Source organism: Shewanella woodyi ATCC 51908, assembly GCF_000019525.1.
GTDB lineage: Bacteria > Pseudomonadota > Gammaproteobacteria > Enterobacterales > Shewanellaceae > Shewanella > Shewanella woodyi.
In genome coordinates, this window is the sequence record NC_010506.1 from 4742173 (window position 1) to 4754614 (window position 12442).

The window sequence follows — 12442 nt, forward strand, 5'->3', positions numbered from 1 at the left end:
AATTGTGCGCCCGATTTATATCCGTCGCCCCTATTTGGCGTTACAATCCTACTCACATAAGCCCCTTTTTTGGATAACAATATGACCCAGTCTGTTTCTCAGCTCGCTTGGAATCCGAGTGAATCCGCTCAACTTATCTTTGCTAACCTGTCTCATATGGGATTGATGAGTGTGACTGGCGAGCAAGGCCGTAGCTTCATTCACGGGCAGGTCACCACAGATATCAGCTCACTTGAGAGCAACCAATGGAGATGGGGTGCTCACTGCGATCCTAAAGGAAAGATGCTGGCCAGTTTCAGAACCTTCTCGGTTGCAGATGCCCTCTTTATGATGATGCCAAAAGATACCTTGGCGGCAGATCTACCACAACTGGCTAAATACGCCGTGTTCAGCAAGGCTGACCTTGTTGATGTATCTGCAGACTGGACCATCTTAGGCGTAGCTGGAGAGCAGGCACAGGAGTGGGTAAATAACTACTTTGGTGAGATCACCCAAGAGTTAACTGAGATCCCAGGCGGTGTACTGCTTAAAGATGGCGAACGCTTTATTATCATTATAGAGAATGCCCCTTCTGAGCCACTATTAAGCTCAATCAATACGCCAATCCAAGAAAGTAGTGCATGGCAAGCATTGGAGATCCAAGCTGGCCTGCCTAACCTAGGCGTCTCACATCAAGGTCAATTTGTGCCGCAGATGTGTAATGTACAAGCAATTAACGGTATCAGCTTCAAAAAAGGTTGCTACATGGGCCAAGAGACCATCGCACGCATGAAATACCGTGGCGGCAATAAGCGCGCCCTCTATATTCTCTCAGGCACCAGCTCACAAACCTTAGCGCTAGACAGCCGATTGGAGCTTGCCATCGAAGATGGCTTTAAAAAGGTCGGTACCATTATCGAGCTAGTGCAATCAGGCGATCAGGTACTGCTTAGTGCTGTCCTACCTAATGACACGGAAAACAGCGCCAAGTTAAGAGTTGCCGACGATGAGACCTCAAGCCTAACTATTCAGCCACTGCCCTACTCACTAGAAGATGAAGCTTAGGTTATAAACTGCGAGTTGCGAGTTGCGAGTTGCGAGTTAAGTATCGTTTCAAAAATAAAGGCGCCTAGAGCGCCTTTTTTATCGGCTTAAAACAACTCAGCAGAAACATCTACTAACTAGTTAAACACTTTAGTTTCATTGACATTCATTGAGTTTGATGGCATCAAAAGACCACTTAAAAAAGTTAGCAAAAAAGATAGAGCGACATCACCCAGGAATAAAAATAATGAAAACAAAACTCACCTTAGCTGCATTGTGTATTCTGGCTAGCAGCGTTCAAGCAGAAACCTTACTCCTACAAGAACCCAGTATCGCCCAAAATAAGATAGCCTTTGTTTATGCAGGCGACATCTATGTGTCAAACAAGCAGGGACAGCAGGTCACACGCATCACCTCCCATGCCGCCAACGAATACGCCCCTCATCTGTCACCTGATGGCCAATGGATCGCCTTTACTGCCGATTATGAAGGCAATAATGACGTCTACATAGTGCCAGCGACTGGCGGTCAGCCTAAGCGGCTCACCTGGCACCCAGGCACAGATGAAGTCAGAGGCTGGTCACCTGATGGCAAGAGCGTGCTGTTTACCTCACGCCGAGATATTGCACACAATCGTACCGGACAGCTATTTAGTGTGGCAATACAGGGCGGCTTCCCTACAAAAGTGATGGAAGCAGTGGTCTCTGATGGCAAAATGAATGCCGATGGCTCTAAGCTAGCCTACAACCCAGAGCGTTTAGCCCATGGTGGTAAGAATGGTTGGCGTAATCACCGAGGTGGTACAACACCACCGGTGTGGATCTATGACCTTAATAAGAACAGCTATGTAGAGGTTCCCCATGGCAACTTCTCTGATAGTTCACCTATGTGGGTAGGCGAAGATATTTACTTCATCTCAGATCGCAGCAAACATAAAAATATCTACAGCTTTAAACAGGGTCAGGTCGAGCAAGTAACCCACTTCAACCAATGGGATGTTGCCAATGCCAACGCATTTGGCAGCGACATTGTTTTTGAAAAAGGTGGCGCGATATTTCTACTCGATACATTAACAGGTAACAGCAAGCAACTTAATATCGATATAAAAGTGGACTTGCCTCAGCGCCGTACCCAGTTCAAAGATGCGATGCCCTCGCTCTCCAGTAGCCAGATCTCAGCAACGGGCAAACAGGTGCTGTTAAGTGCACGAGGCGAAGTCTTTAGCGTTCCGGTGAAAGATGGCAGTACCTACAACCTCACCAACACATCGGGTCAAAATGAGCGCGATGCTCTGTGGTCACCACTGGGTGAACAGATAGCCTATATCACTGATAAAGGTGGCGATTACCGCTTGGTGTTGGCGGATCAATTTGGAGAGGTACAGAAAACTTTAGATTTAGGCAAACATACCGCCGATTTCTATCTATTTAGCTGGATGCCAGACGGTAAACATATCGTCTTTGGTGACTCCAATATGGCTCTATGGTTAATCGAACTCAAGTCAGGCAAGAAAACCAAGGTCATGAAGAATATCGCCATGACCTCCTATGATGTCGTGAGCTCCCCAGACAGCAAATGGTTAGCCTATACCCGCAATAACACTAACTATCTGCGCGATCTGTATCTCTACAATATTAAAGATAAGTCTCACCATAAAATCACTGATGGCATGAGTGACAACGCAGAGCCAGTATTTAGCCCAGATGGTCAATACCTCTACTTTGCCTCCTCAACCAACAAGGGATTAACGGCATTTGGATTAGACCTATCAAGCCAAGAGCGCCCACAGCGCTATGGGTTATATGCCGCAGTATTGCAGCAAGATGGTCAATCTCCCCTTATGCCTAAGCTGGCCGATGAGGCCTATCGCAGCGTTAATGGCAGCCAAGATAAAGATGAGGAGGAAGCGGATGACTCACTACCAAGCATAGATATCAAAGGCCTCTCAAAACGAATTGTCGCTCTGCCAGTCCCGCAGCGTAATTACTGGGGATTAACGGCTACTGACGACAATAACCTCTACTTCATTGAGGGAGTACAGATTGGCTCAAGTATCGAACTTGATGGTAAGCCACTACGCAGCTCACAGCTAAAGCGTTTCAATTTTGAGGAGCGCAAAGTCGACAAGGTTGCCGAGAAGATTGAGTCAGTCACAGTCTCAGCAGATGGTAAACAGCTATTGCTGGTCGGTGAAGGGAATGCACTCTCTACCGCCACAGTTGCAGAGAAGGTGGAAGTCACCCCACTCAATACCGCAGATGTTAAAGCGCGTATTAATCCAACCCAAGAGTGGGCACAGATCTTCGATGAAGCATGGCGCAATGAGCGTGATTACTTCTACGACCCTAAGATGCACGGGCTTGATTGGCAGGGAGTGTACGACAAATACCAACCACTGTTTAAGCATGTTGGTCGCCGTGAAGATCTCAATAACTTAATGCGTGAGATGATCTCTGAGATGCAGGTTGGCCATAACTACATTATCGGCGGTGATGTTCACCGTGAAGAGACCATGAAAGTCGGACTATTGGGCGCTGATTTTGAGGTCAAAAACGGCCTGTACCGCATCAAAAACATCTACACAGGAGAAGCGTGGAACCCACATCTTAAAGCGCCATTAGCAGTGCCTGGTAATAAGGTCAGCGTTGGCGACTACATTCTTGAGGTGGATGGACAGCCCCTTGATGCTTCAATCAACCTCTACTCACTGTTTGTAGGCAAGGTAGATAAACAGGTACGCCTAACTGTGAGCCCAAATGGCAAAGCCAAAAAAGCCCATACTCTTGTGGTAGAGCCGATTAAATCAGAGTTTGATCTGCGCCATTGGCACTGGATTGAAGACAACCGCAACTATGTCACCAAAGCAACAGGTGGTAAGGTGGGCTATGTCTACCTGCCCAATACCACCACCGCAGGTTACACCTCATTTAACCGCATGTTCTTCGCACAAGTTGATCGCAAAGGAGTCATTTTAGATGAGCGTAGTAACGGTGGCGGTCAAGCGGCTAACTATATTATCGATGTATTAAATCGTCAGTACTTGTCAGGTTGGAAGTACCGCTCAGGTGACATGGTTTATGACACACCAGCAGGCGCAATTTATGGCCCTAAAGTAATGCTGATTGACCAAGATGCGGGCTCTGGAGGAGACTTCTTACCTTATGCGTTTAAACGATTAGAGCTAGGCACCTTAGTGGGTAAAACCACTTGGGGCGGCCTGATTGGGATCTCGGCTAACCGCGACTTTATCGATGGCGGCCGCGTAACAGTGCCCAACTTCCGCTTCTTCACCCCAGATCATGAGTGGCGTGTTGAAAACGAAGGTGTCGCACCTGATATCGAAGTGGAACTAGATCCTGTCGCCGTCAATAAGGGGCAAGATCCACAACTAGATCGCGCCATTAAAGAGGTTCAGCAACAGCTGAAAAGCTTTAAACCTGTGCGCCACGATACGCCACCGGCGTTCCCAACAGAGTTAGGACGCTAATGGCTAACTATCGATGATTGATGGATTAAAAAAGGCGCCTAGGGCGCCTTTTTTATGCTTGTAAAAGTGTTACTCAGCTGGAATAGAGTCTCTTATTAATCTTTGATAATAATTGGAAAATTGAGTTAACGAGGCCTCAAGGCTGCCGCTGTTATCTATGGTGATAGACCGCTCAGGTAACGACAAAGGGTGAGCTTGTGCTCTGGCCAGCCGCTTGATGATCTGCGCTTCACTCTCCCTGCCCCGCATACGTAAACGCTCGGCTAAGGTGATATCATCAACCTGCATCAGCACAGGGAAAAGCCTATCGGCAAACTTATCCTGCATCTTGCCTAAGTACTCTCTTGAGCCATTAAGCACCACATCTAGACCTAAATTGAGCCAGGTATCGATCTCGGCTCCCAAGGCATAGTGATGTTGATGTGCCTGCCAATCAATCGAAAAAAGCCCCTTCTGCTTACGGTAAAGAAACTCCCGCTGAGACAACTCAATATGGTTCTCTCCGCCCGCTGTCGCGCAGCGAGTAATATAGCGATGAGCATACAAAATAGAGTCAGGCCATGTCTCTCTAACAGCCTGAATAAAGGTGTCCTTTCCAGAACCCGATGGCCCAATCACATAGAATAACCTGCCCATATCTCTCCTAATATCCCCATCATCTTCGGGCTATTAAATTTGAAAACCATAGTAACCGCTCAAAAAATAGCATATCAGCAAAACTAAAACTGCGAACTACTCAGAACTTTACAGTATCAGATTATCAGGCTAGCTTGAGCATCTTGCTTCGCAACTTGAATCTTTATAGTTAGACTTCGTCTAACAACTAAGTCGTGGAATTCCATTCCCTTCTCGTAATAAAGAGCAGGGCAAGGAGGACTGCAGTCTATCCAAATGCATCCATGCACAAAGGCCAGTTCGACATCCTTAGTCTCTCGCTCATAAACTCAGTTACCAAAGGTAACTACTCGCCTTGCATCACCCCTTGCCGCCCCGACGAAGTTACATGCATTAGGTACAGGTCTCATACTCCAACAAAAATACCTAACGGCTTAGATGCTACATCCATGTAGCTCCAAGCCTTATCCATCATCCATGATGGATATACGGCATTTTCATTTACGTATTTCGACAACTTCCAACGGGGAGTAGTTTTAATCTGCAACGGTGTTTGGAATAACTGAGAGTTTTAGCTATTCCATCTTTCATAAGAGAGCCTTAACCATAGAACGATTGCGCTCATAGCTCTAAGGCCTCGCTTTACAGCCTCTGCTAATCAGGCTAGCTTGAGAGTTACCCACCCCAACCTACGGCAGAACGCTTTGAAACAAGCCCCACTTAGCAGCGACGAAAGAGCGCAACTGCTAACCAAGTTAAAGCAGGAGCTCAATGAATTAGAGCAGCAACTTGAGCTCGCTCATTCACGTGGTGCACCTGTGATATTAGATCAACAAGCTGTTGGTCGGGTTTCTCGTATTGATGCCATTCAGCAGCAGGAGATGGCTCAAGCCAGTGAAGTGTTAATGCAACAACATATAGTGCGGATTAAGCAGATCTTCCTCGATACTGATGAGTATGGTTTTTGCCTTGAATGTGGCGAACCAATTGGTTTGGGTAGATTGACGATACACCCTACAGCTGAGATGTGTATTGGGTGTCAAAGTGAGGCTGAGAACTGTTAGATAGTTCTCTGGTATCTCGTTTTTGGATTAATTTGTAATTTGAACATTACCGTTGTTTTCAGCTTCTTCGCTCTAAATTAGTTTTTCCAAACTTCGTTTGGATTAACGTCGTGGAATTCCATTCCCTTCTCGTAATAAAGAGCAGGGCAAGAAGGACTGCAGTCTATCCAAATGCATCCATGCACAAAGGCCAGTTCGACATCCTTAGTCTCTCGCTCATAAACTCAGTTACCAAAGGTAACTACTCGCCTTGCATCTCCCCTTGCCGCCCCGACGAAGTTGCCTTCCTCGTATTCCATTTCAAATTTACTAACGCTTCCAATGGTGCATCCTGCACCCCGGAATCTAATCCGACATCCATGTCGACTTCACGTAATTAATTCCAACGCCCTTCGGTAACTTCCAACGGGGAGTTGTTGTAGCTTTAGGCGCTGTTTGGAGTAGTTAGGGGATCTATCTTTTCTATCTGTAAGGGATAACTCACAAGACAAAAATATGGCAGTCCTGCCTTTTAGTCTTTTGGTCTTTTGTTTTTAGGTCATTAATCAACTCAGTATTGAAAAATATGTGACCATCGTTGTAGTCTCATAACTACTAAATATGAAAAGGATATAAAATGTTCTTAAGCGAATTGGGAGTTGCTGTTGCTATAGGCACTGTCATTGCCATTATTTTTGCGGCCATTGATAGTTTGTTATTGAATCGACAAGTAAAATGGTTAAATGATAAAGCAGCAACATGGTATATTTTCTTTGATAACTTGAACATACCTGATTTGGCAACCCCATTTTTTAAACACTCATCTAGATATGCAAATATTTTCCTTTATATTAGTGTTTTTTTGTTTTCATATTTTGCAACCACATTGATTGTTAATGGAGTTGTTCTTGAATTATTACAAATGAGAACATTTGAATCAATTGACTTTTTTGATACTTTACTAATACTACTAGTTGGGATTAGTAGCCTGATTTATTATTTAGCCATCAAAGCATTACAGTTTATATTTTTAAAAGGATTTTTCTACATAGGTATTACAATGCTATCAATTACTAGCTATTTATTTATAGGTTTCGCCCCTGAAATAGCACTTTACTTTGTAGAAACTGAAGGAGATTATGTTTCAATGGCACTTTTAATTGGTATCTTGTCACTGTTTCTGATTCCATTATTCTGTTACTTAGCTTTTATTATAGCGCTTTTCTCTCTCTTATTTAGCTTTAGAGTCTTTAAGAAAACCACAAGTCACCTATTTGAATTAAGTTCGGAAAGAAAAACAATTTTTGCACACCTAGGAGTATTTATTGGGTTGTTGGTCGCACTTGGGAAGTTCATAATCGAACTATCAAATTCAACATAAAAGCCCCCCCTCTCAATTTCGCTCAAGAAAAGAGACAAAAAACAACTCCGTCCATATCAACTAAAAAGCCACTCACCACAGCGAATATAGCAAAGCCATGTGCCAATGAGCGAGAGGCAGGAGCCGAACTAGCCGTTAAACAGGGACGTTGTTGAACACGAAGACCACGGAGAAGATCAAAAGCAAAAATCTACTCAGTCCTGCCTTGCTCTTTTAACTCGCAGCGTAGCGTCCTAGCAGTGAGCCTGCGAACGTACTCGCAGGCACCTAGTGCCGTCCTAGCAGGGCGAAACCCGCCCTTCTCAGCTAAAAATCAATTCACCACAGAGGAAATAAAAACGGGACAGCCATATCTTTTGCCACTGTTAAATAAACATTTAAACTAAAACCAGTTCAATTTAGTGATCAGACTTAAATGCTTTACATAGCTATAGTCCAAAATACGCTAAAGTTTCTGGTGTAAGCAAGAAACGCCAACTATCTTTGTACTCTTTTAACCTATGTTGGACAATACGGGTAACAGGCTCATCTCCAGTGTTATAGGTCATTTTGTATGTTACGACGACGATATCGTCATGCCTCTCCTCCCCAAGATAGATACTGGAAGCGATAGCTATCTCGAGAGCTTCATTTGGATATCTAGCCATAAGATTATTGCAAATCCTAATATAAACATCTTTGGGGGTTAACTTGAACGCTTGTTGGCGAGAGTCAACGCCCAGCAATCGGAGCAACCCTTTATCAGCCGAGCTTTTATTTGAGCTTTGAAGTGAACCGTCTACCTTCTCTTTTAACAAATCGAGTTCATTGGGGTGCAATAGCTCCGCAACCAGTTCAAAATCATTACTATTTACGGCTGCAGTATAGTTTTTGACAATCTTGTCAAAGTCACTAGCATGAGCTCCAAAAGTTACAATTAATGCAATACAAATGACTATAAATCTCAAATTATTTCCTTATACCTAACGCTGCCAACAGCAGCAGTTTTCAAGTAGAGAAACCACGAAAAAGCTGTCCAGAAATAAAACGGGACAGCCATATCTTTGTCTATCCTGTGAAGCAAAACTTACCTTACCTCCATCTTCTTCCGTTGACCAGTAGCCGCAGGCTATTCCGTAAGCAAGGCGTTCTGTACTCGAATGAGACGTCCGAGTAGGACGAAGTCCGCCCTTCTCTATTGATTAAAGAGTGGATTTACTAACTTTAACAACCTTACTGAATAAACTTTGCTTTGGGTAATCGATTGTAAGTTCAAAGCAATCAGATCCATTAAATACTAATTGATAATGATTTTGAGATTGCTCGTTAATACTACTTAGTAAATAACTATTATAAAAAGGGGTAAAACTATGACTAGCAACAATTTTTAAGCTTTTGTTTAAGACGACAATCTCACAACCCTCTTCGAACGGACAATCCCAATTTATCAGTAAAAGAAAGTAATCAGGAAGCTCAAATTGTTTTTCTATCACCAAGCCTGACACTTTTAAATTAAGATCTTTTCCATCAAAGTAGAGTAAAGACTTCAAAGGTCTCTCTTCGTACTTTTCTTCATGCTGTTGAATAGTGAACTTATCTATGGCTATCACGGAGCTTCCCTTGTCCTATAACATTTTTGTAAAAATAGCGCCCTCTGGAGCCTCCTTTTGGCAAAACTTATTAAACGCTGACTAACCAAACTAAGAAAGTTGAGACTTAACAACATCGTACTCATTGTCATCTGGCTGAATAATAGTTTCAGTGAATGACTCTGCTAGTATTTCATGGAAAATATCATGATTGCTAACGACAAAATGGCGACCTCTTGGCTCAATTGATGCGTCTGCGTAAACATACAACTGATGAGCTTCTACAGGCCATTTTGATTCTGTTAGCTCTACAAAATAACTTACTCCAAACTCCTTCGGATAAATGCCTACAACTGGACTGCAATCTGTCCTTACGCTTCGAACACACTGTACGCCCTTAAACTCTAATTTGACTAATGAATCAGCATATTGCTTTTCATCTGCCACTAAGTAGACAGAGCACTTTTCACAACTAAATATAAGCACCGAATCTTCGATATGGTCGTACAGATACTTCAATGTAATAGCTTTACCTGATTGCATGTATTGGCTCCAATGACGATGTGGCCTAAAGCCGTAATAATGGTAAAATTTTTGAAAACGAAAATAGCTGGTTTTTATCTTTATTGGTTAGCTTTTTATCTGCTTTTGATGCGATTGTAATGCTGATGAAACTCTTCAACTTTAATCGCGACTTCTGGAATTTCTTTAACTAAATAAGATCCCCACTTGCTTAGAAGAGTCGAATCTTTGAGAGTTTCTAACAAACCACAGTCTTCAATTAAATCTTTAGACTTAGCCCATAGAATGGAAGCCTCCCATTTCAATATCTCATGCTGATCGGATTTAATGTGATAATCACAAGCTAACCTATCAATCTCTTCAGCTAACTTGTTTCCAGACTCTGAAAGTTCGATGTTATTCATTATTTATTAAAACCTAGAGTTATATGTAGAGTGCTTTTGGGATTTTACCAATTATACCTTTAGCACTGTTATTCGCACGGTATCGCAAAATCAACATGATAATGTTCATCGTGCCTTACCCAAGAGCGTTTTTTGGAAAATTGAATATTATTTCTGAGATAGTCAGCATACTTTGTTTTATACAAGTTAGGCTGTAGCTCTGGAGCAAAGATAACACGCCATAAATCATGGCCATGTTTCTTGGCTTGTTTATGCAGTGAGACAACATGAGCTGCAATTGCCTCATAATCTATGCTCATCCCATCATATGTATCTTTTTCATCGAACTCTATATTGTAGCCAAACTTATTCAAAGGGCTGGTAGGTAAGTGAACTGATTTCCCTGACGGATCAATCACTGGCGTCATGAAATCAACAGAAAGACCATTTCTATGAGTTTTATGAGGTTTGAACTGGCCGCCTTCCTCGAATCCAGTTTCTGCGTATTTATAGACCTTAGTTGGCTGCTCTTTCTCAAGATCTTTATAAGCAGAAACTATAATGCTTTTAACTTCAGAATGAACATACGTTCTACCCGCCAATCTAGCTATAGCGCTGTAGCCGACGTAATTGACTCCTTGGCTCGGAAGCTCGACACCGTTTACCAGACGACCTTTAGAGGTCGTGCCGAAGCAAGTGCTAGTCTCTGCCATAACCATCAGCGGAAACCATAATAGTATTAATAGAAAATACTTCATATTCATAGAATACTAACGCCCTTTAAAAGGCTAATAATCGTTTGATGGAAACGAGACAGCCATATCTTTGTCTATATTAGTCACCCACCAACTTACCTTAACACCATATTCTTTCGCAACCAGTAGCCGCAAGGCTATTCCGTAAACAACGCGCTCGTAAACCTTTCCCATTGTCTTGCTCTTTTAACTCGCAGCGTAGCGTCCTAGCAGGGCGAAGCCCGACCTATGTTTAAAGCCACTTATTTAAACTGACCTGATAAAACTGTTATTATCTTGCCACTGTTCACCGCTAATCCCCATTATGCTGCCACTGATTTATCATCCGATGTACTCTCATCTCTCGCTACCTGAAGGGCATAGATACCCAATAATGAAGTATCAGTATCTTTATGACTTCATAATTAAAAAGAGTGAAACGGACAGTAACTGGCAGCAAAGGCTGGCATTTTTCAGCCCTAAAGCACTAACAGCTGATGAAGTTAAGCAGGTTCATGGTGATGAATATGTTGAGCAGTTAATGACTGGGACACTTGCGGCTAATAAGATGCGTCGTATCGGGTTCCCCTGGAGTGAGGAGCTGATGCAGCGCACGCTCACCTCAGCAGCTGGCACAGTATTAGCGGCGATAAAAGCGATTGAGCATGGAGTTGCGATTCACTTAAGTGGCGGGTATCACCATGCACATAAAGATTTTGGCAGCGGTTTTTGCCTGCTCAACGACCTGGTGTTAGCGGCTCACTTTGGACTGCAAAGAGAGAATATCGACAAGGTCTTGATCATCGACAGTGACGTGCATCAGGGCGATGGAACCGCAACCTTATGCCAAGAACGAGATGATATCATCACCCTCTCCTTTCACTGTGATAAAAACTTCCCGGCCCGTAAGCCTGACTCCGATCTCGATCTGCCTTTAACCCGCGGCACTGACGATGACAGCTTTCTTGCCACGTTTAAGCAGGTGGTTGAGATGGCGGTTAACCTGCACCAGCCGGATCTTATTATCTATGATGCAGGTGTCGATATACATCAAGACGATGAGCTGGGATACCTCAATATTTCGACTCAAGCCATCTACCAGAGAGACCACTTTCTGTTCGACACCATGAAGCAGCGAGGCATTCCTGTGGCCGCTGTTGTCGGTGGCGGTTACCGCACAGAGCAAAGTGCACTCGTCCCGATACATTTTCAATTAATTCAAGCCGCTTTTGATTTAGGCTAAAAAGTTCACCATAAAGAGACACACTCAAAGAGGGCAAAAGAGAGTAAAGAGTGGACTTACAAACTTACTCTCCAGCCCTTTTTTATTTAGCTCAACTCAAGATAACTGCCAACGCTTTGTTTAAATATTTCCACCAACTCAGTATCCATGTATTGATATTCATCTGGAATATCAAGCACTTGAATATCTTTATGGGCTAGTAATCTAGTAAACTGCGCCTTCATCCGGCTTTTATGTTTTTCCTCCATAACAAAAATCAGATCAGCCCATTGAACATCGCTCGCATTAACAGTTCTTCTAGCTTTAGGACTCGTGCCAGCAGACCTAACCGATAATGCTGCTTGGTTCTTCCAAACCTGTTCACCGGTCGGGCTTCTCCACTGATTTCGGCTACATATAAATAGTACATTTTTCATCTCATCATCCTTAATTAGTCCCTAATA

General features: G+C 43.4%; 12 protein-coding genes. 5 read left to right on the plus strand and 7 right to left on the minus strand.

Going from position 1 to position 12442, the window contains the following annotated elements; genetic code table 11:
• The first annotated feature begins 81 nt into the window (after window positions 1-81).
• Window positions 82-1044: a tRNA-modifying protein YgfZ gene (gene ygfZ, locus SWOO_RS19980; protein WP_012326478.1), complete on the plus strand. Its 963-nt coding sequence runs from the start codon at window positions 82-84 to the stop codon at window positions 1042-1044.
• 226 nt (window positions 1045-1270) lie between these two features.
• Window positions 1271-4510 (plus strand): S41 family peptidase, encoded by a 3240-nt coding sequence (locus SWOO_RS19985; RefSeq protein WP_012326479.1) that lies wholly within the window; start codon window positions 1271-1273, stop codon window positions 4508-4510.
• 69 nt (window positions 4511-4579) lie between these two features.
• Here SWOO_RS19985 and phnN read toward each other — a convergent pair whose 3' ends face one another.
• Complete coding sequence (phnN, locus tag SWOO_RS19990) at window positions 4580-5146, minus strand: ribose 1,5-bisphosphokinase (RefSeq protein WP_012326480.1); 567 nt, start codon at window positions 5144-5146, stop codon at window positions 4580-4582.
• Window positions 5147-5829: 683 nt separating this feature from the next.
• Here phnN and SWOO_RS19995 point away from each other — a divergent pair.
• Window positions 5830-6189, plus strand: coding sequence for a TraR/DksA family transcriptional regulator (locus tag SWOO_RS19995; RefSeq protein WP_041417807.1), 360 nt, complete (start codon window positions 5830-5832; stop codon window positions 6187-6189).
• A gap of 616 nt (window positions 6190-6805) precedes the next feature.
• Complete coding sequence (locus tag SWOO_RS20000) at window positions 6806-7549, plus strand: hypothetical protein (RefSeq protein ID WP_012326482.1); 744 nt, start codon at window positions 6806-6808, stop codon at window positions 7547-7549.
• A gap of 428 nt (window positions 7550-7977) precedes the next feature.
• On the opposite strand, the gene SWOO_RS20005 is transcribed toward SWOO_RS20000, so the two are convergent.
• The 5 genes from SWOO_RS20005 to SWOO_RS20025 all read right to left on the minus strand — a co-directional run bounded on the left by SWOO_RS20005 (window position 7978) and on the right by SWOO_RS20025 (window position 10786).
• Window positions 7978-8496: a hypothetical protein gene (locus tag SWOO_RS20005; RefSeq protein WP_012326483.1), complete on the minus strand. Its 519-nt coding sequence runs from the start codon at window positions 8494-8496 to the stop codon at window positions 7978-7980.
• 234 nt (window positions 8497-8730) lie between these two features.
• Window positions 8731-9138, minus strand: coding sequence for a hypothetical protein (locus SWOO_RS20010; protein ID WP_012326484.1), 408 nt, complete (start codon window positions 9136-9138; stop codon window positions 8731-8733).
• A gap of 90 nt (window positions 9139-9228) precedes the next feature.
• The gene (locus SWOO_RS20015; RefSeq protein WP_012326485.1) at window positions 9229-9660 is read right to left on the minus strand and encodes a hypothetical protein; all 432 of its coding nucleotides are present in this window, start codon (window positions 9658-9660) and stop codon (window positions 9229-9231) included.
• Between the two features lie 95 nt (window positions 9661-9755).
• Window positions 9756-10043, minus strand: coding sequence for a hypothetical protein (locus SWOO_RS20020; RefSeq protein ID WP_012326486.1), 288 nt, complete (start codon window positions 10041-10043; stop codon window positions 9756-9758).
• 68 nt (window positions 10044-10111) lie between these two features.
• On the minus strand, window positions 10112-10786 hold the full coding sequence (locus SWOO_RS20025; protein WP_012326487.1) for a penicillin-insensitive murein endopeptidase: 675 nt from the start codon (window positions 10784-10786) through the stop codon (window positions 10112-10114).
• A gap of 295 nt (window positions 10787-11081) precedes the next feature.
• Here SWOO_RS20025 and SWOO_RS20030 point away from each other — a divergent pair, with 295 nt between their 5' ends.
• Window positions 11082-11999: a histone deacetylase family protein gene (locus tag SWOO_RS20030; RefSeq protein ID WP_012326488.1), complete on the plus strand. Its 918-nt coding sequence runs from the start codon at window positions 11082-11084 to the stop codon at window positions 11997-11999.
• An 86-nt stretch (window positions 12000-12085) separates the two neighbouring features.
• Here SWOO_RS20030 and SWOO_RS20035 read toward each other — a convergent pair whose 3' ends face one another.
• Entirely contained in the window at window positions 12086-12415 is a 330-nt protein-coding gene (locus tag SWOO_RS20035) for a low molecular weight protein tyrosine phosphatase family protein (RefSeq protein WP_012326489.1), read from the minus strand.
• Window positions 12416-12442 lie beyond the last annotated feature (27 nt).

Coding starts and splice junctions, on each gene's coding strand:
- SWOO_RS20015 (WP_012326485.1), bottom strand. CDS start 9,660: ATGCAATCAGGTAAAGCTATTACATTGAAGTATCTGTACGACCATATC.
- phnN (WP_012326480.1), bottom strand. CDS start 5,146: ATGGGCAGGTTATTCTATGTGATTGGGCCATCGGGTTCTGGAAAGGAC.
- SWOO_RS20030 (WP_012326488.1), top strand. CDS start 11,082: ATGCTGCCACTGATTTATCATCCGATGTACTCTCATCTCTCGCTACCT.
- SWOO_RS20035 (WP_012326489.1), bottom strand. CDS start 12,415: ATGAAAAATGTACTATTTATATGTAGCCGAAATCAGTGGAGAAGCCCG.
- SWOO_RS20020 (WP_012326486.1), bottom strand. CDS start 10,043: ATGAATAACATCGAACTTTCAGAGTCTGGAAACAAGTTAGCTGAAGAG.
- ygfZ (WP_012326478.1), top strand. CDS start 82: ATGACCCAGTCTGTTTCTCAGCTCGCTTGGAATCCGAGTGAATCCGCT.
- SWOO_RS20000 (WP_012326482.1), top strand. CDS start 6,806: ATGTTCTTAAGCGAATTGGGAGTTGCTGTTGCTATAGGCACTGTCATT.
- SWOO_RS20025 (WP_012326487.1), bottom strand. CDS start 10,786: ATGAATATGAAGTATTTTCTATTAATACTATTATGGTTTCCGCTGATG.
- SWOO_RS19985 (WP_012326479.1), top strand. CDS start 1,271: ATGAAAACAAAACTCACCTTAGCTGCATTGTGTATTCTGGCTAGCAGC.